Origin of the sequence: Paenibacillus sp. FSL R7-0048 (assembly GCF_038004505.1) — a bacterium.
GTDB classification, from domain to species: Bacteria; Bacillota; Bacilli; order Paenibacillales; family Paenibacillaceae; genus Paenibacillus_AQ; species Paenibacillus_AQ odorifer.
Map to the genome: position 1 here is coordinate 2,136,115 of NZ_JBBORF010000001.1, position 23,344 is coordinate 2,159,458.

Genomic DNA, 23,344 nt, shown 5'->3' on the forward strand with positions numbered 1-23,344 from the left:
AAAGTACAACTAAATCACCATTCAGCTCGCTAGACATGGATTCTGTTGCACAAAGTACAACTAAAAAATCCCCCGTAGTTAAACCGGGGGATTTAGTGTACAAACAGCAGCTCTGAACCTTCTGCTAAGCAACGCAGGACCTCAAGTAACGCCCTAGTCCATGTAGATTTCCACAATCGTAACGTTACGTTCGCGGGCTAGATCGACAAATAATCCATCGATCTTTACCAGCGGACGGAAAATATCAACTGGATTGTTCATGATAATCACACCTGTATCCCCCGTGTTCAGTAACACACGCTTGCCGATAAAGTTGGGCATTAAATGTTGTATAAAGGCTTGAACCGTTCTGCCGTTCAGCTTACCAAAGCTGAGGTCATTTAGTTCACGTAGGACAGAAATAAGCTCTTGCTTGGACTGATAGACGCGTTTAGAAGTCATCGCACTATAGATGTCAGCTACAGCAGCAATTTGCGCATAAGGATGAATCTCGGATTTGGTTAGCTTATTAGGATAGCCAGAGCCGTCCTCACGTTCATGATGCTGTAGGGCTGCCAAAGCTGTATGTGAGTCATCCATCGAATTGCGGATAATTTCGTAGCCGTACTTAGTATGTAGTTTAACTTCTTCGAATTCTTCCGCGGTTAATTTTCCAGGCTTATTTAATAGAGCAGGTGAGATTCTACATTTTCCAATATCAATTAAATATCCAGCTCGTCCAATCTCATAGCATTCTTGTTTGGAATACCCAAGCCAGATTGCAATATAATAAGAGAGCATACCTACCTGCAAAGAGTGGTTGTAGGTATAATTATCTTCGCGATCGAGCAGAAGCAGCAGGGAGACTACATCCTTTTGCTTGTCCAACGATTGAAGCGAAGGCTGAAGAATGTCGTTAACCACGGATTGGTTAAAGCTTCCTTTTAATAGTGCTTCCATATAAAGATTCTCAAAGCCGTCAATCATGGTATCAAAACTAGTGGTCACCGTCTGAATAATTGAAGGTCTGCTTAATGGGGCAGGTTCTTCCACTAACGTCTGGATATCAACATAATCAACTCCATGCTGCATCAGCTTGGCGATATCATCTATCTGGAGCAGCGATCCCTTTGGTAATACATGCAGACCTCTTGAACTATAAGCGTCTGAGTTGAGGTGATTACCAGGTTTTAGATCCGAGACGTGTACTCTCAATGCCTATGCCACCTTTTATCCGATTTTATCCAGAATATCAACAAAGTGCAGATTTTTCAATGAAAAAGGAGTGAAGATTAATTGTAGAGGGAATCGGCAGCCTTTTGTTCAGAGCCTACCCAGTGCTGGCCTGATTCATTGATGTCTTTTTTCCAGATAGGGACGGTCTGTTTCAGCAGTTCAATGGCCAAACGACTAGCCTCGTAACAGGTATCGCGATGAGGGGTGGAGACAGCAATGATAACGCTTGCTTCCTTAAGACCAACAAGCCCAATGCGGTGGGAAATCGCGCAGCGTGCATTCCAGCGATTTTGTACCTCATCACCAATTTCTTTCAGCTTATTTAAGGCCATAGGAATATAGGCTTCATAGTCTAATGCTGTTGTGCGTTGTTCTCCGGTCATTTCGCGTGTAGTTCCTACAAATAATAGGGATGCTCCATGATTGGCATCGAGGACGGCATCCAGAAGCTTCTCAGCATTTAATGGCAGATCCGTTATGCTATAGAGGCCGTCAGGAGTGCTCTCATATAAAGAACCATTCTCTCCCCCGGAAACGGGAGGGATTAATGCAACTTCGGCAGACTCGGTGATGAGGGATTCATCAGGTGCATATTCCCGGTCAATAGCGACCAAAGAAGTTCCAATTAGGGATGCTGCATCCGGATAAGAGGTTGTAAGGAGTTCTTTTAACTTCCCAGCGGTTAAGGGATTCTCCGTCGCATGAAAGGTCAGAGAAGATGAACCGATAATCTCAGCCAAACCCGCGAACAGGCGGATTGTGATATGCATACTTATTCACCTCTGAAATATGTTGTAATGTCTACAATATACCATAATGAGCCTGAAAATGTTATGCTAGGCTCTATAAGATCATGCATCGGCTGCTTCATTAAAGAGCGGCTCAACAGGTAGGAGGAATGTTGCTAATGGGGCATGTGCCGCAAAGACTGACCATACTTCATACCAATGATATACATAGCCATTTCGAAATGGTGAGTCCATTGGCAGCAGAAATCGGGAGACAAAGAGCTGCAGCGGGAGAAGCGCCTGTGCTGCTGCTGGATATTGGCGATCATATGGATCGTGCAGCCGTCGAGACAGAAGGAACTATGGGTCAGGCTAACATTGATGTACTTAATTTAACAGGATATGATGCTGTAACCATCGGTAATAATGAGGGGTTAACATTCTCACAGGAGATGTTATCCTCTATTTTCTCCGGGTTACAGTGTCCAGTGGTATGCTGTAATTTTGTGGAGACTGCAACAGGGGAACCTCCCCACTGGATGAAGCGTCATGCCATCTTGGAGAAGGACGGAATCAGAATAGGAGTGACTGGAGCGACAGCGGCATTTACTTCGTTTTATTCCTTGCTGGGCTGGGATGCTCTGGATCCCGAGACAACCCTTCGGGAACAATGCCTTCTTCTAGCTCCTCAGGTGGACATTCTAATCATCCTTTCTCATTTGGGGCTTCCCGCAGATCGAATTCTGGCAGAGCGGCTGGAAGGTGTGCATGCTATTCTAGGTGGACATACACATCATATGCTGGAAGAACCGCTCATGATTAACGGAACAGCTGTATGTGGAGCCGGGAAATTCGGGCGTTACCTCGGGCGGCTTCAATTTGAGCGGAGAGAGGGACAACCTGGATTTAGCCTGGTGGCGGGTGAATGTATTCCGATTGACCCAGGACTGAAGGAAGAGATTGTAGGTCCTGCCGCTACTATTCATTTGGAGCGTGGTCGTGAGGCTCTTCAGCAGACCGTTGCGATCACAGATCGTGAGCTTCCTTTGAATTTGCAGGGAGAATCCCCTTTTGGCAATCTTTTAGCCCAAGCTGTACGTAGATTTACAAGCACCAGTTTGTCGATAGTTAACACAGGTCAGCTTCTAGGACCTTTGCCTGAAGGGGAGGTTACAGCGGGAATGCTGCACGCCCTATGTCCTTCTCCCATTAACACCTGCGTAATCAAGCTGAAAGGCCTAGATATTCGCATAGCTTTGGAGCAGAGTCTTACTGAAGAATTTTATAATAAGGTGATTTTTGGGTATGGCTTTCGCGGGAATTATCTGGGCAGCTTAGCAGTAGATGGGATAAAAATCTTGTACGATCCGCAGAAGATACCGTATGATAACAATATTGCAGTTTTTGTCGAAGGAAACCCGCTGGAGGATGATAAAGAGTATAATGTTGGTACGCTGGACATGTTTACTTTCCGTGCAGGCTATGAGACGATCGCCAATGGGAAGGATCCTGTATTTTTGCTGCCTCATTTTTTACGCGACCTGCTTGGGATGGAATTGCAGCGTCCGGACAGTCTTGATGAATGTATGCTCACTCGGTGGGAGATCAAGTCTGAGTAAACCTGCAGCTCACAAGATATACTTTTTGATTCCATTTAAACAGTGCTAGATTCCCGAAAAATAGGAGGAGATTATGGACACGATTACAGCTATTATTTTAGCAATTGTCGAAGGGATCACTGAATTTATTCCTGTTTCTTCTACAGGACACATGATCTTGACCTCGAAGCTTCTGGGCTTTGATGAGCAGGATTCGATTATGAAGACTTATGAAATCGTTATTCAGCTAGGGGCAATATTGGCGATTGCGCTTGTTTACCGCGAGCGTGTGCTTAATTTGCTGGGCATTGGGCGTAAGAACTCAGGAAGAGGCGGTGTGATGCCGGCGTCTCGTTTGAACTTAATCCATGTAATACTTGGGATTGCCCCAGCACTAGCTGTGGCATTTTTTGCCCGCGATTTTATAAAAGGTCTCTTTGGAGCCACGACTGTTCTTTGGGCGCTTGTCGCCGGCGGGATTCTAATGATTATCGCAGAATGGGTAAACAGACGCAAAATTAGAATTACAGCGCATGAGCTGGACGATCTTTCTTACGGACAGGCGCTGGCTATCGGGATGTATCAGATTATTTCAGTGCTGTGGCCAGGATTTTCCCGTTCGGGATCTACGATCTCCGGAGGGATGTTAAGTGGGGTTAGTTATAAAGCGTCTGCGGATTTCTCCTTCCTTATAGCCATTCCTATTATGTGTGCGGCTTCCGGATATGAAATGTTGGATTCTTATAAGAACTTCACTAGTGAGACGATTGGCTATTTTGTAATTGGATTTCTGATTTCCTTTGTAGTGGCTTATGTAGTGGTTATTTTGTTTATGAAATTGATTCAAAAGATTAGATTGACGCATTTCGCGATCTACAGATTTATTCTTGCTGCTATATTCTGGTTGTTTATTATGCGTTAATGCCCATAGGCAAAGACCTAGACACACCCGATGTTCTTCATGGTGCACCTGTCTGATCTCTACATAAACGGTATAGACAAAGCGTGTGACCCAAGGATTTCAAAACAGAATAGCATTTTACCGTTAAAGGCAGGAGTGAGCTAAGTGCGTTTAGTATCCGTGAATCAGCTTCAAGCAGGCATGAAATTAGGTAAAAAAATATATAATGATGAAGGTCTAACTCTCCTCGCGGATGGGGTGGAGCTTACTGATGCATTGATCAAGAGGCTTTCAAGAATTGACATCGGTTATATTTACATAGAGGACTCTGTCACGGACGATGTTGAAATTATAGGTATGCTTCAAGATGAGACACGTAATCAGGCACTGAAGGTGATTCGTAATCAGTTTCAGCAAATGACAGGCGCTTCAGGAATAAGCAAGGGATTCTACCATCTGGATAAAAAATTCTCAAAGATCATGGATAGCATCCTGGATGATTTGTCTTTACAAGAAGATCCGATGATCATGCTGCTTGATATGCACACCGCTGATAACTACTTGTACGTCCATTCCCTGAATGTCTGCTTGTACACTTTGGTGCTTGGCATTGCGCATGGGTACAGCAAAGAGGAGCTTCGAGTGATTGGTCTGGGTGCGCTGCTGCATGATATTGGCAAGACCCAAGTCCCGATAAAAATCATTCAAAAACCTGGTAAGCTCAGTGAAGATGAATTTCGCCATATGCAGGCACACACCGAGATCGGGTATCAGATTCTCAAGGAAGAACCGAATATTCCGCTGCTCGCGGCTCATTGTGCGCTTCAGCATCATGAACGCATTGACGGATCCGGATATCCGCGGGGATTAAAAGGACCTCAAATTCATGAATATGCCAAATGGTTGGGCGTGGCTGATTCCTACGATGCCATGACCTCCAACCGGGTCTACAAAAAGGCTATGCTGCCACATCAAGCCGTTGAGGCGCTTTATGTAGGTTCTGGTACATTGTATGAGCAGAAGCAGCTAGAGTTATTTAGAGATCGTGTGGCTATCTATCCTCTTGGTCTTACGGTGAAGCTCAGTACGGGTGAAAGTGGAGTTGTTGTCAAAATAGACCCAAGTACGCCTCACAGACCGATTGTACGTGTGCTTACAGGGCCTGAAGGAGAGAAAGTCGTACCGTTCGAAAGGGATCTAGGAAAAGCCCTCTCCGTTGTTATCGTTGACGTCGCAGATCAAGGCGATTCTGTGGGAACGCCAAAATATTTATCATAGCAGCGAAGAGAGAAGATTAGGCTTGTCCGCATAACTCGCGGAAGCCTATTTTTCGTCTCGCTGCTATTATTTTTTACAGTGAAAAAGCTTGTAAGGACAGTCTGAAAGACATCCGAAGTGCAGTTTTTCTGACTAACGTGGTATGATATAGGATAAGACACCGTTCAATCTTCATGATTATGGGTTAATAATAGGAATAAGATTTAAAGGAGCTAGTACAAATGAATGTTTTAAGACCATTAACATCTTCACCGAAGGAGCTGTCGCCAAGCTACGATCCGTGGGATCCCATTACTTCTTTACGTAAGCATGGACGCCATGTGCTAACGAGTGTGGAATTCACAGTAACCAATTTATGTAATATGCGGTGTGAACACTGTGCGGTAGGTGATAGTTTAACCTCTAGAGAAGGGGATATGCTGCCGCTTAAAAATATGTTGGACCGTTTAGATGAAGTAGAGCATCTGGAGACGATTAGTATTACCGGCGGAGAGCCTATGTTCTTGGCTGGAACGGTGGATAATATCATAGTGCCGCTCTTAAAGTATGCCAAAGAGCGGGGGATTAGATCGCAAATTAATTCCAATCTGACGATGCCGTATGCTCGATATGAAAAGCTGCTTCCGTATTTGGACGTTATGCATATTTCTTTTAATTATGTGAACGGAGACGATTTTCATGAAGTTGGTTTTGCCAACAGCGGGCATGCAGTTTCAAAAGAAAGTGCATATCGGTTATATAATGCAATGATTGAGAATTCTCGACGGCTAAGTGAGGATGGTATGCTAATTTCTGCGGAAACTATGATTAATTACCGTACACATACTAAGCTGCCTGAAATTCATAAGTTGATTCTCGATATGGGCGCCAAACGGCATGAGGTACATCCTATGTACAACTCCAGTTTTGCTTCGGCTTTGCCAGTGTTGTCCTTGAATGAAATGCGGACGGCAATCCATAAACTACTGGATACCCGTGATCCGGAGATTTGGATGCTGTTTGGGACCCTTCCGTTTTTTGCTTGCAGCTTCCTGGAAGAAGATCAGAAGCTGATAAGCAGAATGCGCGCCGAGAAGAATGTTACCCTTCGCAATGATCCGGATGGCCGGAACCGAGTGAACGTAAACATGTTTACTGGCGATGTTTTTGTTACAGATTTCGCTGATATCGCAGCCTTTGGCAACATCGAGAACCAAAAGCTGGATGATATATTTATCGATTGGCAGACTAAACACCCGCTGAACCAAAAGGTGAACTGCCACTGCGATGCAGCAGGCTGCTGCGGACCTAATCTGTTAGTGGCTGATATGTATTATCCGGAAGTTGACTTCAAAACTAGAAAAGCGATCAATCTGTAGAAATGAGGCGTTGTTAAGTGGTGCATACGGAATTTGAAGTAGGGAGATTATTGCTTAATCTTTTGCTGGTTCTGGTGCTCGTATTATTGAACGGTATTTTTGTAGCAGCGGAATTTTCATTAGTTAAGGTCAGGCAGTCCCGCCTGACCCAACTTGTCAGTGAAGGTAATAAAATGGCTGGATATGCTCTGAAAGTAAATAAGAGACTGGATTCCTATTTATCCGCCACTCAGTTTGGGATAACACTTGCGTCGCTGGGCTTAGGTTGGGTTGGAGAGCCCGCGATTTCTGAGCTGTTGGTCGAACCTTTAATGTACCAGATGGGGATCACCGATCATACCCTGATTTCTACCGTATCTGTGATTATTGGATTTTCGATCATTACATTTTTACATATTGTACTTGGGGAGCTTGCTCCTAAATCGCTCGCGATTCAAAGAACAGAAGGTTCGGCACTGTTGTTATCTGCACCCCTGATGTTCTTCTATAATGTGTTCATGCCTTTTATCTGGGTGCTGAACGCTTCAGCCAACGCGTTGCTTCGGTTGGTCGGTGTGGAGCCTGCAAATGAAAGTGAAGCAGCACACTCGGAAGAGGAAATACGTATTCTGATGAATCAGAGCGCCAAGAGTGGTGTCATTGACAAAGATGAAATGAAACTAATGGATAATATCTTTGAATTCTCAGATCTGCTTGCACGTGAAGTCATGCTGCCTCGTACAGATATGGATGTGCTTTACAGCAATCTTTCGTTAGAAGAAAATATGAAGATTATTACCGAAACGAGACATTCGCGTTATCCGGTTGCTCTGGAAGATAAGGACCGTATTATCGGTTTTATTCATATTACCGACCTGTTGTTTGCTCCACCGGAGCAACAGAATGATCTTACAACTCTGGTTCGGCCTATCCTTAACGTTCCGGAATCGATGGAAATCAGCCATACTCTTCGTTTTATGCAGAAGAATAAGGCTCAGCTGACGTTAGTTGTCGATGAATATGGCGGCACGGCAGGTTTGCTGACAGCAGAAGAGATTCTGGAAGAAATCGTAGGCGATCTGCATGACGAGTTCGAAGATGAGCGTCCAAGTGTGGAACATAACGGGGAGTACATCTCTGTTGAGGGCCGGATGCTGATTGAGGATGTCAACGATCTTACGGGTGTCGTGATTGAAGACGATGAGGTGGATTCTATCGGCGGCTGGTTGTTTAAGGAGCTGGAGGGTAATCCAACCAAAGGAAAACGTGTCAAAGTAGAAGATGTTATTTTTGAAGTCGAGGAATCGACAAGATTGCGTATCACTAGAATTAATATCCACCGGGAACCACGTGTGGAGGACGAAGAAACCTCATCAGAACCCAATGAGGATAAAGAATAACCTATTAAAAATTATAACGTATTGTTCCGGTTGATCAGGGATATAATGAACTCCTCCTGCAAGAGCTGTATGGCTCATGAAAGGGGGAGTTTTTTGTGGACACATAAAGGACATAACGCTCGTCTATGCTAATGTTTATTAATTGTTTGAAAGCGGGGTCTAGATTGAAAAAGAAACTTCTTCTCGTTGAGGATGAAATTCGTATTCGTGAACTGGTATCTGATTATTTCTTACAGAATGATTGGGAGGTACTTGAAGCGGATAATGGAAAAGATGCATTGGTTTGGTTTGATTCACTGCTGCCGGATCTGCTGATTCTGGATATCATGATGCCTGCTATGAATGGCTTCGAAGTGTGCCGTGAAGTTCGTGAGAAATCAGCGGTACCCATCATTTTGTTAACGGCCAAGTCTACAGATGACGACAAAATCTACGGTTTTGAATTAGGAGCCGATGATTATGTTACAAAACCATTTAGTCCAAAGGTGCTAGTAGCCCGGGCAAATGCACTTATGAAACGGGTTGAAGGCACCCATCAGCCTGAGTCTAGCATAATAAAATTTGGTTCCGCGATGTTCAATCCCTTGGCTCATCGGTTGGAGGTAGAAGATGCGGAAGTGGAGCTTACCCCTAAGGAATATGATCTTTTATGGCTTTTAATACGAAATAAAGGGATTGTTATTTCAAGGGATACGATCCTCAGTCGGATCTGGGGAATTGAATTTGAAGGAGATTCCAGAGTTGTGGACAGTCATATCAAAAAGCTGCGAAGTAAATTGGGTTATGAATCACGTTTTATTCGTACGGTAATTGGCACAGGATACATGTTCGAGGAAGAGGCATGAGAAGACGGGGAATTACTTTTAAACTGTTTGTGATGACCGTTATCTTTTTCCTTTGCTTCTATGGCATGGTGATTCTAAGCCAATTGCTGTTGTTTGACAATTTCTATCAGAAGCAAAAAGAGCACCGTGTGGAGAAACACCTTAAGAGTTTTGCGGCAAGATATATTAGCGAACCATGGGGAAGCACTAGAACCTCTCAGGAGCTTGTCCGGTTTATGCTGCGGAATAAAACACAAATGGTTATTTTGAAGCTGGATGGAAGGATGAATTCAGAAGATCCATTTCATATAAAGCTAATCGATGATGACGGGAAGAGTATGGTTGTTTCTTTATCCCTATTCATGAATCAGTACGGAGATTCACTGAGAGCAGCTAACATTAAAGTAGATGATCAGTTGAGCGTGGAAGGCGAACTTCTGGATGAAGACAGTGCTTCACCCGTTATACTCTACCCCATAAGCATTACAAAAAAAGGGGGCGGAACCATAGGGGAGACGGGAGAGACTGGGACGATTCATGCATCTGGTACTGTTGCAGAAGTTGTACTGCCTGATTTAAAAATATGGAATCCCCGCCAGGGAATATTGTTTGAGGCTCTTGAGGAATGGTTTCCTTTGACACCAGCGCAGATAGAAGACTTTAAAAATTTGAAAATACAGAAGCAAGACTGGGTTGCTCCCTGGAGTGGGAGTCGCAATTCTGTGGTTATTCTGCCCCTGAAGCAAAGTAACGGAGAAATTGAATTACTATTCACAGTCACTTCATTACAGGAAGTTAAGGATTCGAACGATGCCTTACGTTGGTTCTTTTTATATCTGGGAATGGGTGGCTTTGTCCTGATTCTGGTGCTTTCTCTCTTTTTCTCGAAAATGGTAACGCGTCCGCTAATTAAGTTAAACAAGATAGCAAAACGGATGGTTTCTCTGGACTTTACAGGGGACACATCGATTCGGCAGAAGGATGAGCTAGGCAGCCTTTCTAACAGCATGTTCACCTTATCACTAAGTCTGGACTCTGCTTTAGGGGAGTTAAGAGAGGCCAATCAGCAGCTAGTTGAGGATATGGAACAGAAGCAAAGAATGGAGATCATGCAGCAGGACTTTTTTGCCAACGCCTCCCATGAATTGAAGACACCCCTCAGTATTATCAAAGGTTTTGCTGAAGGTTTGGAAGACGGCGTTAGTGCCGGCAAGCAGGATCACTACATTAAGGTGATTATTGAGGAAGCCGATAAAATGGAGTTTCTTGTTAAAAATATGCTAGATCTAGCGCGGTTGGAGTCGGGCACGATTAAACTACGGAAATCTTCCTTTATGTTAAGTGAACTGACGGAAAAGGTGACAGACAAGCTGGTCCACTTGCTGAGTGAAAAACATTTGGAGGTCATCATTATTCCTGCGAATGAATTACCGGTCTATGCGGATGTGAACTGGATCGAACAAGTTATGCTAAATTTTATGACCAATGCTATCAGGCATGCGGAAGAAAGAAGTTCTATCACTGTCAATATTGAGAGTCATGCCCAGACTATTGTATTCACTATTCAAAATATAGGAGAATCAATCCCTGAAGATCAGCTGGAGCAGATCTGGGAACGGTTCTATCGGTCGGAGCCATCCCGCAGTCGAATGACAGGCGGTACGGGTCTGGGGCTTTCCATTGCAAAGCGAATACTAGATATGCACGCTTGTCTTTATACAGTGAAAAATACGGAGAACGGTGTCAGCTTTACTGTGACCTTTGAAGGTTAAACCGAATTAACAGAAATACTGCTATGAAAGGGGTGAAATTGTATGAAATTGAACTGGTTGCCTTCAACGTGCACACTCGGAAACTTGGGACTAGGATCACTATCCTTGTATTTTACGATTCAAGAACGATATAGCCTAGCTTTATTAATGATATTGCTCGCGGCAATATGCGATGTACTGGATGGATTACTGGCAAGAATATTGCAATGTACTAGTGAATTCGGTAAACAATTGGACTCATTGGCGGATATTATATCATTTGGTTTAGCGCCTACCTTCCTTATCTTGTTGTATAGGTTAGAAGATGCCCACTGGATTGGACCTGCAGCTGCAGTTTTCTTTTTGATCTGTGGCGCACTTCGTTTGGCCAGATTTAATCTGTCGGCGCCTTCCAAAGGGTTCGTGGGGATGCCCATTACTGCTGCTGGAGTCATTCTTTCGATGATTTCTTTACTAGATGAACGGATGAAACCAGGACTGGTCATCGGATTAATGGCATTGCTGTCCGTAATGATGATCAGCCGTATCCCATTTCCGTCCCTTAAAAAATCCTTCAACAGGAAGTGATACACCCATGCCTTGGATTATAGAGTTCATTTCACAATACGGATATTTAGCCATATTTGGCCTTATGGCACTTGGGATTATCGGACTTCCTGTGCCTGATGAGGTGTTAATGCTGTTTGTAGGCTATTTATCCTCCGTTATGGTTTTGGATTTTTCACTTTCCGTATTGGTTTGTTTTATGGGATCCATCACAGGAATGCTTATCAGCTATACCATTGGTTTAAGGCTAGGACAACCTGTGGTAGCAAAATTCGGCAAGTGGGTTGGCCTTACACCCAAGCGTTTTGCCAGTATGAAAAGATGGTTTTTGCGGTTCGGAAACTGGGCGATTTTCATTGCTTATTTTATTCCAGGTCTGAGGCATGTATCGAGCTATATCTCTGGAATCAGTGCTATGTCTTTCAAAAAATATATACTCATAACGACTGCAGGAGCGCTAACCTGGTCACTCCTTTTTGTTTCCATCGGCTTTTTTGTGGGGGCTAAGTTTTCCTTTTTATAGCCATTGAAGTTTAACATTATTAATCGCAATTGAATGGAGCAAGATCAATGAATGTATTCAAGCGATTCTACGTGAATAGTACTACCAGACGCTTTTTTATTCTCGCACTTATCGGGTTGCTGCTGTACATGGTTCGAGGGATGCTTAATCTGGTACTGCTGACGGTTCTGATTGCTTTTGTCATGAACAGCTTTCAGATTGTGCTCAGTAAACGAATTGGTAAATTCATGAAGGTCAACAGTAAGGTGATTATTGTCATTTTATACCTTGCTTTAATCGCATTGATTGTACTGGCCCTTGCAAAATATCTCCCTAAAGTATTGGAGCAGATTAAGCAATTAGCCATCTTCCTCACCAATCTCAAGTCAGAGGACCTTCCGCAGAACAAGATTACATTATATTTGTATGATATGCTCAGGGACCTTAACTATCAGTCCTATATCAAAAGAGGCATCGATTATGTGCTGCAGGTTAGCAACTGGGGTGCAACTTTCGTTCTATCAACCATTTTAAGCTTTGTGTTTATTCTGGAGAAGAACCGGGTCGTCAGTTTCACTTCTAGGATGAGAGAGAGCAGGATTGCCTGGTTTTATATAGATCTGGAGTATTTCAGCCGAAAATTCATCGTTTCCTTTGGGAAAGTAATTGAAGCGCAAATTCTCATTGCCATGTTCAATACCTGTCTTACTGTTATTGGCTTGTGGCTGCTTAACTTCCCGTATTTATTTGCCCTAGCGATTTTGATTTTTCTGCTCAGTCTCATTCCGGTGGTTGGTTTTTTGATTTCGCTCATTCCGCTTTTAATTATTGGTTACAACATCGGCGGTCTGATAACAGTTACATATGTGCTGGCGATTATTGCGGTGTTGCATTTTATCGAAGGCTATTTCTTGAATCCTAAGTTGATGTCCACAAAAATGAATTTGCCGATGTTTTTCACCTTTAGCGTGTTGTTGTTCTCTGAGCATTATATGGGTGTCTGGGGACTTATTCTTGGTATTCCTATCTTTGTATTTATGTTGGATATCCTTGAGATTACCCACGAAGATTCGTTCAAAAGAGCGAAGCCCTAAGCTGAATACTAAAAAACCCAAGTTATAAGCTGTTTTCGGTACTTTTCCGGAGACAGCTTATTTGTCATGCACATTGCACAAAAAAAATTGCTAATGGGCTTTTTTTGTGAATAACGTTTTATATTGTGTCCTGCTGTCATAAGTTAGCTAAGGGAGTAATGTTCAGAGTCTTTAAAGAAGGAACAGGAACAAAGGAGGTACAAAAAAGATGGAATCACAGCTGCGGAGGTATACCCCCTTTAGGGGCCCGTTTGATCCTTGCCCACCGGTGCCGTTCAAGACGTATGTAGTTCCACCCAATCAATTTATCACCTTTCAGCCGCCCGATTTGCCACAGTTTAGTTTGCAGGAGGCTCTGAAGTATGGAACGCTCTGGCCAGCACTATTTAGTCCGTATGAATCCAAGTGCAAAGGAGGAGGGAAATAGACTATGGAGGCAAATCCTTGCGACCAACGTTATTATGAATTGCTTGAACAGTTGCAGACCCTTGATTTTGCCTTAGTGGAGTTGAACTTATACCTAAATACGCATCCTGACGATCTGAGAAGTATTGAACAATTTAATCAGCTTACGCTGGAACGAACTAAGCTAGCGAATCATTTTCAGGAGTTATATGGTCCGCTGCAGAATTTTGGCCGCGCTTATTCTAAATGTCCATGGGAATGGAATCAACCCCCTTGGCCTTGGCAGGTGTAAGAGGAGTATAACCGTAAGGAACTATTTTTCTAGAGGAGGGAAGTTCCCGAATGTGGATATACGAAAAAAAACTGCAATATCCGGTACGGGTGGGTAAATGTGATGTCCGGATGGCGCGTTATTTGAGTGAGCAATACGGAGGCGCAGATGGCGAGCTCGCCGCTGCACTACGCTATATGAATCAAAGATACACGATTCCAGATAAAGTTATTGGCGTGTTGAACGATATTTCTACAGAAGAGTTCGCTCACCTTGAGATGATTGCCACGATGATCTACAAGCTGACGAAGGATGCTTCGGTATGTGAATTAGAGGAAGCGGGATTAGGGCCACATTTTGTAGCGCATGATCATGCCCTGTTCTACACGGATGCTAGCGGAGTTCCATTCACCGCAGCCTATATTCAAGCTAAGGGAGACCCTTTGGCAGACCTTTATGAAGACATTGCGGCTGAGGAAAAAGCCCGGGCTACATATCAGTGGCTGATTGACATGACGGATGACGTGGATCTGCAGGATAGCCTTAAGTTCCTGCGGGAGCGGGAGATTGTGCATGCATTACGGTTTAAGGAAGCGGTGCAGATTATTATTGATGATCGGAATCAGAAGCGGGTGTTCTAAGGATTTCTGTGAAAAAGACATTTAAAGCCGTTCTCTTTTAAAAGAGAACGGCTTTTTTACGTTAAAAAATATGGAGGCTCCGCAGGAATTGATAGAAGAAATACCCGCCAAAGCCGATTAATACAACACCTGCGCTGATAGTCACCCATTTAATAGCCGTCCGGTTCATTGCTTTTCGTGTGGTGGATACAATCGTCATCAGGCCAATATCATGGAGCAGGATACCAATCAGGATACCTAATCCCACTAGCAAAAAGCTGCCCGTATTAGTACGGTCAAAGGAGTCGGACAATACGGTACCAAAGACACTAACCCAAAATACCAGGTTTCCTGGTGAGATCGCCACTAGCAAACCATTTTTGTAAGAAGAGAACAGCGATTTGGACGTCTTCTCTCCTCCAAGGGAAATATCATGATCTGCATTCTTGATGCTGTCATATCCAACGTAGCATAGGAAGAAAGCTCCAACTAACCACATGATTACTTGTATGATAGGCATGGAAAGAATAGAGGCTAGACCCAGGTATAAGCCTAGAATTAGGAAGAGGTCGATAGTCATTCCCCCGAGGCCAACAATCCAACCATGCATAAAGCCATTTTTTAAGCCTTGTTTGGTCATTTCAATGGTAATGGTACCTACAGGTAGAGCGATGGAAAAGCCGAGCAAAACGTATGTAAGAAATAAAGTCATTAAAATTTAAAGCCCCCTTTATCAAATTAAACGAAAGTATATTTTACACCATGAAGTAATAGGGGGCAATTCTTTTGAGTGAATTTATCTATTACAAATTTGCTCTAAAATTTTCGACCGCTCTAATAGAGACGGTCTTTTTTATTTATTTGAGGATCGCCAGAGATGAATATTAATGGTCTCGATTTTCTTTACCGATGAATTATTGCTCGAAAATTAAAGGGTGACATGAGATGAAAAATGTGATTTAGTTAGGTGAAAGTTAGTATATAAGCGATTATTTGAAAAAAAAGAGCCTCATTAGCTTCGGCTAACAAGGATCTTGATACTGTCACGAGTTTGGATTCCATTATTTAATTGTTATCTTTATCGGTTTGCTTGATCAGTTCATAAGCGATATACCCGATCATTCCCAAGAACAACCCTGTGCCTGCAATAATGTAAACGATCGTAAATATTTTTCCGAGTGCTGTCTGGGGAACAAATGTTGGATGACCTAATGTACTAAGCGTTGCAACGCAGAAATAAATAGCATCCAGGACAGACAAACCTTCCTGTTTGACATAAAAAATGGTTCCGGACAACAGTGTCATCAAAACTAATAAGAATAATGCTTGGAAATTTTTACGTTTGAGCGCTTTCCATAAGCCCGAGAATAAACGTTTTAAAGTTAGTAAAAATGATAACATGCAGCTCCACCCTTCATTTATATTAGAGCATACATAACAAATCGTAGTCAAACTATTGAAACCAAGCAGCCTCTTATGAGGTTGCTTATTTGTTTTGAGAAATAGTTAGAGTCAGCAGCAACTTCCTGGTTCTCTCCCAAGTTAAATTCCTTCTAAGAACATAAGTTTCCTTCAATTTGATAGAAATATTCTGATTCATAGGATCTATTATGGAATGTTGATTTCAAAGTAAAGCTTTGAAATCTTCTATTTAGCAATGGAAGCGGATAGGAGTAATGAACAACCTTGAAAAAGTAAATGTGCCAAATGTCTTAAATTGAACTAAAAGAAAAGTACGATGAGGTGACCTTAGAACTGGATCTATATACACTAGTAATTTTACTATTATGAAAATAATGGTTATTTATTGGGGATATTTGAACCATTTTAGCAAAAAATGTTATGGAAAATATAAACTATTCAGTCTTCAAACCGATAATGCAGTATGTATATCCTGAAATGGAAAAAAATTTATATTTTATTTAAAATTTACACTAATGATTCTTGTTAATCCAAAATTCCTATCCAGTGGTGATGAAAAAGATGAGTGCTCAAGAAATGCTAACCAATCAGGTACAAAGAACCCCTCGAATTAAACCAAATTACCCGGAAGGTGAATTGGTTTTGGAGGATCCTGCCCGGCCATCGGGAAAACCAACCTTCTCATGGTTGACGATTATAGTCCCCCCCATCGGGATGTTAGTCATCTCTATATTTATGTCAACATTGACCAGGTCATTTACCATGCTGATATCAACCATGGGTATGACTCTTCTGACGGTCATGGTTTCAATTTTAAATTATAAATCTAGTGTGAAAAAACATCATGAACAGAACAAAAAACTTGAAAAGAAATATCTCAACTACTTATTTCAGGTTCGTAATGATTTACAAAGTGCCGCGAGTACGCAGCGAGAAGCCTATACATATATCCATCCAAGTATTCAATCTTGTGTTGAAATCGTACGGGGGAGAAGCAAGCAGCTGTGGGAAAAAACAGGAATTGAAGATGATTTTCTGAATCTCCGGGTTGGTGCTGGAATCCAGCCGATTGCTCTGGTGCCAACATATAGCTCAAAAGCGAAAGCAATTGATGACGACAACCCACTTGAAGAAATCGCCAGTAAAATATGCGAAGAGATGTATTTTGTACGAGACATTCCAGTCTACATACCGTTAAGGAATATTAATACGCTCGGAATATACGGCAAACAGCAGGAGGTTCGTGATTTCCTCAATGCTGTCCTGGTGCATTTAACAACACACCAAGGGTACGATGATGTAAGGGTAATATGCGTGATGCAGCCTGATGATCTGGAACACTGGGAATGGTTAAAATGGCTGCCCCATACATGGAATAAAGATCGAAGCCAAAGAAGTTTGGCTACAACATCCTTTGATGCCTCTAATATTGCGGATGAATTACTTCCGGAGCTTAGAAAAAGAGAAGAAAACAGCAAGAATGGTTATGGACTACAGCCAATGCAGGCCCCATATTATGTTTTTCTGGTTTTTGCTCCTGAACTGTGGGACAGCACGGATATGATGAAGTATTTGCTCTCGGGCAATGCTTCACTTGGAGTGACCAGCATTTTTACATCAGAGAAGATTGATGTTGCGCTGCCGCTGAATTGCCAGGCTATTCTGGAAATTAAGGGCGGTAAGGGGATGGTTCGCAAAGATACTAATCAGCTGTTAAGTCATTTAGCTGATTATTTTTCTGCCGATTCTCTGGATAAAAAAAATTCGGAGTTTTTTGCCCGTTCTTTGTCTCCGCTCAGAATTAAAGAAGGTCAAAATAACAGCTATATCCCGCCAATGGTTACTTTTCTGGAGAGCTTTGAGGTTGAGCAGGTAGAGTCTCTAAACGTAATGGAGCGCTGGTCAAAAAACCAGGCTAACCGTACCATGTCCATTCCTCTGGGGCTCGGGGCAGGTGGTAAATTTCTTTTGTTCGATATGCACGAAAAAAGCTATGGCCCACATGGTCTAGTAGCCGGCACCACCGGATCGGGGAAAAGTGAGCTGCTTCAGTCCCTACTTTTGGGTCTGGCGGTAAATTATCATCCGCATGAGATTGCTTTTGTACTGATTGACTATAAGGGTGGAGGGATGGCTAACGCTTTTCTTGGGCTTCCACATCTGGTGGGAACAATCACCAATCTTGGTGGTAATCAGATCAATCGGGCTCTTGCCTCCATCAAAAGTGAGCTTTTGCGGAGACAGCGACTGTTCAGTGAAGCCGGAGTGACCAGCATTGATAATTACATCGTTCTTTACCGCAATAAGGAAGTTAACCTTCCCTTGCCGCATTTGATCATAGTGGTGGATGAGTTCGCAGAACTTAAATCAGATCAACCGGAATTTATGAAAGAGCTGGTCAGTGCGGCACGGGTCGGAAGAAGCTTGGGGATTCACTTAATATTGGCAACACAAAAACCTTCTGGCGTAGTTGATGACCAGATCTGGAGTAACTCCAGATTCAAATTATGCCTGAAGGTCCAGACACCTTCGGATAGTCAGGAGATGCTAAAACGCACGGAGGCAGCAGAGATCAAAGAAAAAGGCCGTGGGTATTTGCAAGTTGGTAATAATGAAGTATTCACTTTGTTCCAATCCTCCTGGAGCGGAGCGCCTTATCAAGCTGGGGAGACAGATCAGGATGGAAGTCCCAAGATGGATATCGTTTCACTAAGTGGTGAACGCAGAGCCCTGATTCCGAAGGGGAAAAACAGTGATGATGTCTCAAAACTGAGTGAGCTGCAGGCTGTGGTTAATCATATAGCTGCCATTTCTGCTGAGCAATCGATCGGAGAGGCCTTTCAGCTGTGGCTGCCTCCACTTCCGGAGACCATGACTTTAGCAGATGTTATGGATCAGAATCAGATCTGGGATGGGCAATCATGGAAGCAGCCAGATCAGAATCTTATTGCCACCGTTGGACGAATTGATAATCCGTCAGATCAGGAGCAATACAATCTGGATATTAATTTTAATCAGGACGGACATTTACTGGTTTATGGAGCACCGAGCAGTGGTAAGACAACACTGTTAAAGACAATTATCATGTCCCTCGCCTTGAAATATGAACCTGATTACGTTCATTTCTATATATTGGATTTTGGTACACGTACCTTGGGAGTATTCCACGAGCTTCCACATGTAGGGGATATTATTTTTCCAGAGGATGAACAGAAGCTTGGAAAACTGATCAGTTGGTTGTTGTCCCAACTGGATGAACGCAAACGTAAGTTTTCTCAGCTTGGAATCAGCAATTTGGTCTCTTACAGTGCGGCCACTGGAGAGAAGGTTCCTTACATTGTTATTCTGCTCGATAATTACACAGGATTCTCAGAAGCATATGATGACTTTATCTTAGAGCTTTCCAAGTTGGTGCGTGAAGGCGGTAATTACGGGATATACTTCGTGTTCGCTGCCAATGCTGTAAACTCTTATCCTTACCGAATCAGCCAGAATATTAAGCAGGCTCTAGTATATCAAATGTCTGATAGATTGGATTATTCCAGTATTCTGGGCAGAACAGAAGGGATGGAGCCAACGAATACCGTAGGCCGCGGACTGCTCAAAGATAACCGGATTCTGGAATTTCATACCGCACTTCCTGTGGATGGAAGCTCGGATGATCAGATTGCTGCCTCTCTCCGCCGGATTAGTTCGGAGATGAAAGCAGTGGCAGGAGTGAATAACCCTATGGGGATTTCAGTGATCCCGGACAAGCTTTCACTGGCAGAGCTTTTGGAACGTGTGCCTAAGGAACAACCGCAGGGCAATTATCTGGTACCGCTCGGGCTGGATTGGGATACTACACTTCCGGTAGAGATTAATGTAAAGCAGGTTAGCAATTTTGTAGTGTCTTATACTACTCAAAAGCATGTGGACTTTAGATTTAACGCCTTAATACAAGCTCTTGATAAATCGGCAGGCGAAATAAACATGGAATTCCATCTGTTTGACAGTGGTGCTGTCAGTATACCGAGCCTGAAAGCTAGTTCAACGATTACGCGCTATATGAGTACAGCTGAAGAGTTTTTACAGCTCACACAATCCTTGGTGGATCAGCTGCAACTAAGGAAAAATGATGCCCGGCAAGCTTTTGCAGATGCCCAAAATCGTGAAGAATTTGACGAGGCTGAGTATATTCTGTCTAAGTACCCGCTTCTTGTCATTGTAATGCCTCATCTTAAGTCTGCTTTTGATCTGATGGAGAATGATTCACTGGATCATTTGGAGCGGATAGCAAGGTTTGGAGGTGGACTTGGTGTAATGCTGCTGGTCGGCAGCGATTCGTTTGAACTGAATCAAATGCATTTGGTCACTGATTTTGCGGGTGAACTGATTAACAGTGGACATGCATTGTTGTCCGATGGAAGACCCAACGATCATTTGTCTTATGCATCACTACTCGAGGGTTTGGAATACCATGAGCTGAACGAGGTGTTGGACAATACTGAAGCGATGCTGCTAACAGAGGGATCCATTTCACGCCTCAAAATGATTACAGAACTATAGATAAGCAGGTGAAGAAAGCGATGAAGCCGGCTCGTGAAATATTTGAATTGCATCCTTTAGAAATTATCTATTTAACTGCTTTAATAGGAGGAACCAGTTTTCCAGGTCTGGAAATCGATCTTAAAGGTGAATCGGAGCGCAATTTACGCTCCCTAATGGATACACAGATGAGGTCGCTGGAAGTGAAGGGATATTTAGAGGTTGATTTTGTGGGGCTCGCCAAAGTGAATGAAGTGCTTCATAGAGGTATCGCTGTTGCATCCAGTTGCAAATCTTATTATTGCCAGCTTATGCATACAAATCAGCAGACTTGCAAGGTCTTCTATTTTGTTCAGGATGAAGTTTGGTTTGAACTTGAGCATCAGCCGGAAAGTAACACCTATAAGCTTCAGGAGATTTATGCACTACATGAGCTGATGTATCAGGTCATTGAAAGAATCCCTTTAGTGTGGGAATTGAGCGATAAAGAAAAATTACAAAAAGCGATAAATAAAGAAGTAGATCTTGAAACGTGGGTGGGGAAATCTCTTCAAGCAGGTGCATTCATAACTTCCTTGGCAGAAATCCAATGCATTACTGAGGAGGCACAGGTGATTCGCGAACTGAACCTGTTGATTCATGAAGAACAAATGTGGCTGCTGCGTGGGGTGGAAGAAGACGTCAGTCAAACCACGCAATCCTTGCCTGCAGTAGTTAATGAGTTATGTAATTGGCTGCAAGAAGCTTAACAAATCTGGGGGATCAGACTATGTCAACTGCACTGACTACTTTTGTATTTAAAGGTGAAAGAGAGAAGTATTTGGATTTGGAAGTCTCTCTTTCTATTTCTACAGGGCAATGTATCGAGCTACTTAAGCAAGCCAACTGGCTTCCGGATAACTGGGAATTTAAATGTGAAGCCAGCCGTACGGGCGAAGAATGGATGGAGTTGGGGCCGCATGCTGTTCTCGCAGAGATTATACAAGGGGACGGAGCCATAGTTCGTATTTTACCCTATTGAGCTGGGAGATCGTAAAGGAGGATTCCTATGAAAAGCGTACACTTAGTCTGCTCGCCTGAACTTATAATGCTGCTATCCAGGTCACTGGAGCATGAGGGTTATGTAATTTCCGGTAAACATTCTACATTACATAGTTTTATAAGTGGTTTCAGTAGCAAGGAAGTCGATCCTTCATCCATTGTAATTATGGAGGGCGGCGCGGGTCTGGGCACACCGGTCAAGGCTGCGGATATTATCAGTTTCATGACACTGATCCGCAAATATCTTAAACATACGCGGCTGATTGTTCAGTTAGACCCGGTGCTGCAAACGGATATTGAATTTATACGGACCCTTGTAAATATGAATATACATGATCTTCAGTTCACTACGGAATTCCAGGGCGATGATCTTCTAAACTGGATCAAAGAGAAAAAAACTACAAGGGATTATTATCATATCCTGGGGAAAAAGAAAGGCCTTTTTGCATCGTTTAAAGGCTCATCATCAAGAGCAGCTTCTGACGCGGCAGTGGAAGAGGCACCGTCTGCTCCTCCGAGACCGGTGGAGTCGCTTACCCGTCCACAGTCAGTGGCGGCCGGTTCCAGAACTGTAGCAGATTCCGCCAACAGGAGACCTTCCGTTGCTCCTCGCTCTTCGGCAGGATCAACCCCGCCTAGACTGGGGCCTCCGGCCAGAAAGGAGACCCTGTCATTAGCCGAAGCGGAAACGCTGGAGAGTCTGGAACAATCTATTCCGGTAGAAGAAGAGTCGATACCAGCAGCAAGTACGAGAATTCTGGGCAGCAATGTACCACTTGTCATCGGAGTTTGTGGTGTCGGAGGGGAAGAAGATGTAGGTGCGGCGGCATTTCTGCTGGCTGCGGGTCTGGCAGAACTGGGCTGGAAGCCTCTGGTATGCGGAGATGACAGGCCCGAAATCAGTTCGCTTGAACAGATTGTTTTTAAGGGGGAGAAAGAAGATTCGGTTTCTACCATGTTCGAATATGAAGGAGTCACTTTCTACCGCAGAGGGTATTCGTGGGATATTTCGGAGCTTTTGGCCAGTGAGTTCACGCATATCATTCTATGGGTGGATATCCATCGGGAGCGGAAGGGCACCAGCGGACTCGAGCTGTGGTGGAACTCGCAAATTCCTATTTTGATAGGCAACGGGGCTATGTGGAAGTATGAACTGCTGAAAGAGAAGCTGAACACCCTTAATCCTTACGAGCGCAAGCGGTGCAGGTTACTGCTGGAAAATGGACATCAGGAAGTATTACAAATGTTGAAAAAGGATTTTTCAGAAATTCAAACGACTCTGATGCCTGCACATCAAGATCCTTTGTATCCAGATAAAGCGGCTGTTGAATGGGTAATGAAGCTGCTGACCGTTCAGAAAAAGCTCTTTCGCAAGCAAACGTTGCTCTGGGGAATTGTTGGGATGGTCTTGTTTGTGACCTTGTTATTAATAGGCATAGGATTTTCATTCGTTCCGGAGAGCCGGTAATTATAAATCAGGAGGCTGGGTATGAATTCAGGTATGGTTAGGGGCATTGCTTTTGATTGCCATCGACTTCTCTCCCCTGCCCAGGAGTGCAGCGATAAGATGAGAGCGGCAATCACAGGAGTGTCTGGTTATTGGGTAGATTTGGGTGGGGAAGAGTTTAAGCAGCATTGTGAGGAATGGATTAAGAAAATGAACGAATTTAAAGCTGCCATAGCCCAAATTGAAGCAAATATGATGAACTATGCAGATAAATTGCAGGTGGAGGAAGAGAGAGCAGAGGCAGCCAGAATTAAGGAAGCTGAAAGACAAGCCTCCGAACGGGCAGCAGCGGCAGCGGCGGCCGCAGCCGCAAAATCTACAGGGAAAATTAAATAGGGATGGAAATGAGGTCTTGA

22 protein-coding genes are annotated in these 23,344 nt (G+C 43.4%); 18 read left to right on the forward strand and 4 right to left on the reverse strand.

Features of this window, described 5'->3' with window-relative positions; genetic code table 11:
• Positions 1-153: 153 nt before the first annotated feature.
• Together NSQ91_RS09235 and NSQ91_RS09240 are read right to left on the reverse strand one after the other, a co-directional pair.
• Complete coding sequence (locus NSQ91_RS09235; protein ID WP_076219643.1) at positions 154-1,194, reverse strand: HD-GYP domain-containing protein; 1,041 nt, start codon at positions 1,192-1,194, stop codon at positions 154-156.
• Positions 1,195-1,271: 77 nt separating this feature from the next.
• Complete coding sequence (locus tag NSQ91_RS09240; RefSeq protein ID WP_076303947.1) at positions 1,272-1,985, reverse strand: molybdenum cofactor biosynthesis protein; 714 nt, start codon at positions 1,983-1,985, stop codon at positions 1,272-1,274.
• A gap of 137 nt (positions 1,986-2,122) precedes the next feature.
• Between NSQ91_RS09240 and NSQ91_RS09245 the strand changes: the two genes are divergently transcribed.
• The 13 genes from NSQ91_RS09245 (at position 2,123) to NSQ91_RS09305 (ending at position 14,512) form a co-directional block, all read left to right on the forward strand.
• Positions 2,123-3,562, forward strand: coding sequence for a bifunctional metallophosphatase/5'-nucleotidase (locus NSQ91_RS09245; RefSeq protein WP_076303948.1), 1,440 nt, complete (start codon positions 2,123-2,125; stop codon positions 3,560-3,562).
• Between the two features lie 73 nt (positions 3,563-3,635).
• On the forward strand, positions 3,636-4,463 hold the full coding sequence (locus NSQ91_RS09250; protein WP_340917484.1) for an undecaprenyl-diphosphate phosphatase: 828 nt from the start codon (positions 3,636-3,638) through the stop codon (positions 4,461-4,463).
• 144 nt (positions 4,464-4,607) lie between these two features.
• Positions 4,608-5,720 (forward strand): HD-GYP domain-containing protein, encoded by a 1,113-nt coding sequence (locus tag NSQ91_RS09255; RefSeq protein WP_076187093.1) that lies wholly within the window; start codon positions 4,608-4,610, stop codon positions 5,718-5,720.
• A 221-nt stretch (positions 5,721-5,941) separates the two neighbouring features.
• The gene (yfkAB, locus tag NSQ91_RS09260; RefSeq protein ID WP_036684078.1) at positions 5,942-7,078 is read left to right on the forward strand and encodes a radical SAM/CxCxxxxC motif protein YfkAB; all 1,137 of its coding nucleotides are present in this window, start codon (positions 5,942-5,944) and stop codon (positions 7,076-7,078) included.
• 20 nt (positions 7,079-7,098) lie between these two features.
• Positions 7,099-8,457 carry a hemolysin family protein gene (locus NSQ91_RS09265; protein WP_076187132.1) on the forward strand — a complete coding sequence of 453 codons (1,359 nt, stop codon included), beginning with the start codon at positions 7,099-7,101 and terminating at the stop codon, positions 8,455-8,457.
• Between the two features lie 164 nt (positions 8,458-8,621).
• Positions 8,622-9,302: a response regulator transcription factor gene (locus NSQ91_RS09270; RefSeq protein WP_076191082.1), complete on the forward strand. Its 681-nt coding sequence runs from the start codon at positions 8,622-8,624 to the stop codon at positions 9,300-9,302.
• A complete protein-coding gene (locus NSQ91_RS09275; protein WP_076124801.1) occupies positions 9,299-11,053 on the forward strand; it encodes a sensor histidine kinase in 1,755 nt (584 codons plus the stop codon). Before NSQ91_RS09270 ends, NSQ91_RS09275 begins: the two co-directional genes overlap by 4 nt.
• Before the next feature lie 42 nt (positions 11,054-11,095).
• A complete protein-coding gene (gene pssA / locus NSQ91_RS09280) occupies positions 11,096-11,620 on the forward strand; it encodes a CDP-diacylglycerol--serine O-phosphatidyltransferase (protein WP_036684073.1) in 525 nt (174 codons plus the stop codon).
• 7 nt (positions 11,621-11,627) lie between these two features.
• The gene (locus NSQ91_RS09285; RefSeq protein WP_076100017.1) at positions 11,628-12,122 is read left to right on the forward strand and encodes a DedA family protein; all 495 of its coding nucleotides are present in this window, start codon (positions 11,628-11,630) and stop codon (positions 12,120-12,122) included.
• 47 nt (positions 12,123-12,169) lie between these two features.
• Positions 12,170-13,195 carry an AI-2E family transporter gene (locus NSQ91_RS09290; protein WP_076303949.1) on the forward strand — a complete coding sequence of 342 codons (1,026 nt, stop codon included), beginning with the start codon at positions 12,170-12,172 and terminating at the stop codon, positions 13,193-13,195.
• Between the two features lie 208 nt (positions 13,196-13,403).
• A complete protein-coding gene (locus NSQ91_RS09295) occupies positions 13,404-13,622 on the forward strand; it encodes a spore coat associated protein CotJA (protein ID WP_036684070.1) in 219 nt (72 codons plus the stop codon).
• Between the two features lie 3 nt (positions 13,623-13,625).
• Complete coding sequence (locus NSQ91_RS09300; RefSeq protein ID WP_036684069.1) at positions 13,626-13,892, forward strand: spore coat protein CotJB; 267 nt, start codon at positions 13,626-13,628, stop codon at positions 13,890-13,892.
• Positions 13,893-13,942: 50 nt separating this feature from the next.
• Positions 13,943-14,512 carry a manganese catalase family protein gene (locus tag NSQ91_RS09305; RefSeq protein ID WP_036684067.1) on the forward strand — a complete coding sequence of 190 codons (570 nt, stop codon included), beginning with the start codon at positions 13,943-13,945 and terminating at the stop codon, positions 14,510-14,512.
• Positions 14,513-14,573: 61 nt separating this feature from the next.
• Here the strand turns inward: NSQ91_RS09305 and NSQ91_RS09310 are convergent, their stop codons facing one another.
• Entirely contained in the window at positions 14,574-15,203 is a 630-nt protein-coding gene (locus tag NSQ91_RS09310) for a LysE family translocator (RefSeq protein ID WP_076279386.1), read from the reverse strand.
• Between the two features lie 353 nt (positions 15,204-15,556).
• Positions 15,557-15,892 (reverse strand): potassium channel family protein, encoded by a 336-nt coding sequence (locus NSQ91_RS09315; RefSeq protein ID WP_076124810.1) that lies wholly within the window; start codon positions 15,890-15,892, stop codon positions 15,557-15,559.
• A 582-nt stretch (positions 15,893-16,474) separates the two neighbouring features.
• Between NSQ91_RS09315 and essC the strand changes: the two genes are divergently transcribed.
• The 5 genes from essC to NSQ91_RS09340 are packed head-to-tail and all read left to right on the forward strand — an operon-like array spanning position 16,475 to position 23,324.
• Positions 16,475-20,461, forward strand: a complete 3,987-nt coding sequence (gene essC, locus NSQ91_RS09320) for a type VII secretion protein EssC (RefSeq protein WP_076303950.1) — start codon at positions 16,475-16,477, stop codon at positions 20,459-20,461.
• 20 nt (positions 20,462-20,481) lie between these two features.
• Positions 20,482-21,189, forward strand: a complete 708-nt coding sequence (locus tag NSQ91_RS09325) for a hypothetical protein (RefSeq protein WP_076303951.1) — start codon at positions 20,482-20,484, stop codon at positions 21,187-21,189.
• 20 nt (positions 21,190-21,209) lie between these two features.
• On the forward strand, positions 21,210-21,461 hold the full coding sequence (locus tag NSQ91_RS09330) for a hypothetical protein (RefSeq protein ID WP_076104573.1): 252 nt from the start codon (positions 21,210-21,212) through the stop codon (positions 21,459-21,461).
• Positions 21,462-21,488: 27 nt separating this feature from the next.
• On the forward strand, positions 21,489-22,949 hold the full coding sequence (locus NSQ91_RS09335; protein ID WP_076303952.1) for a hypothetical protein: 1,461 nt from the start codon (positions 21,489-21,491) through the stop codon (positions 22,947-22,949).
• A gap of 21 nt (positions 22,950-22,970) precedes the next feature.
• Entirely contained in the window at positions 22,971-23,324 is a 354-nt protein-coding gene (locus NSQ91_RS09340; protein ID WP_076279382.1) for a hypothetical protein, read from the forward strand.
• The last annotated feature ends 20 nt before the right edge of the window (positions 23,325-23,344 follow it).

Excerpts from the sequence above, each read along its gene's own strand:
- NSQ91_RS09335 (WP_076303952.1), top strand. The coding sequence starts at position 21,489 with ATGAAAAGCGTACACTTAGTCTGCTCGCCTGAACTTATAATGCTGCTA.
- NSQ91_RS09310 (WP_076279386.1), bottom strand. The coding sequence starts at position 15,203 with ATGACTTTATTTCTTACATACGTTTTGCTCGGCTTTTCCATCGCTCTA.
- NSQ91_RS09325 (WP_076303951.1), top strand. The coding sequence starts at position 20,482 with ATGAAGCCGGCTCGTGAAATATTTGAATTGCATCCTTTAGAAATTATC.
- NSQ91_RS09340 (WP_076279382.1), top strand. The coding sequence starts at position 22,971 with ATGAATTCAGGTATGGTTAGGGGCATTGCTTTTGATTGCCATCGACTT.
- NSQ91_RS09305 (WP_036684067.1), top strand. The coding sequence starts at position 13,943 with ATGTGGATATACGAAAAAAAACTGCAATATCCGGTACGGGTGGGTAAA.
- NSQ91_RS09285 (WP_076100017.1), top strand. The coding sequence starts at position 11,628 with ATGCCTTGGATTATAGAGTTCATTTCACAATACGGATATTTAGCCATA.
- NSQ91_RS09275 (WP_076124801.1), top strand. The coding sequence starts at position 9,299 with ATGAGAAGACGGGGAATTACTTTTAAACTGTTTGTGATGACCGTTATC.
- NSQ91_RS09250 (WP_340917484.1), top strand. The coding sequence starts at position 3,636 with ATGGACACGATTACAGCTATTATTTTAGCAATTGTCGAAGGGATCACT.
- pssA (WP_036684073.1), top strand. The coding sequence starts at position 11,096 with ATGAAATTGAACTGGTTGCCTTCAACGTGCACACTCGGAAACTTGGGA.
- yfkAB (WP_036684078.1), top strand. The coding sequence starts at position 5,942 with ATGAATGTTTTAAGACCATTAACATCTTCACCGAAGGAGCTGTCGCCA.
- NSQ91_RS09245 (WP_076303948.1), top strand. The coding sequence starts at position 2,123 with ATGGGGCATGTGCCGCAAAGACTGACCATACTTCATACCAATGATATA.
- NSQ91_RS09290 (WP_076303949.1), top strand. The coding sequence starts at position 12,170 with ATGAATGTATTCAAGCGATTCTACGTGAATAGTACTACCAGACGCTTT.
- NSQ91_RS09315 (WP_076124810.1), bottom strand. The coding sequence starts at position 15,892 with ATGTTATCATTTTTACTAACTTTAAAACGTTTATTCTCGGGCTTATGG.
- NSQ91_RS09295 (WP_036684070.1), top strand. The coding sequence starts at position 13,404 with ATGGAATCACAGCTGCGGAGGTATACCCCCTTTAGGGGCCCGTTTGAT.
- NSQ91_RS09300 (WP_036684069.1), top strand. The coding sequence starts at position 13,626 with ATGGAGGCAAATCCTTGCGACCAACGTTATTATGAATTGCTTGAACAG.
- NSQ91_RS09330 (WP_076104573.1), top strand. The coding sequence starts at position 21,210 with ATGTCAACTGCACTGACTACTTTTGTATTTAAAGGTGAAAGAGAGAAG.
- NSQ91_RS09240 (WP_076303947.1), bottom strand. The coding sequence starts at position 1,985 with ATGCATATCACAATCCGCCTGTTCGCGGGTTTGGCTGAGATTATCGGT.
- essC (WP_076303950.1), top strand. The coding sequence starts at position 16,475 with ATGAGTGCTCAAGAAATGCTAACCAATCAGGTACAAAGAACCCCTCGA.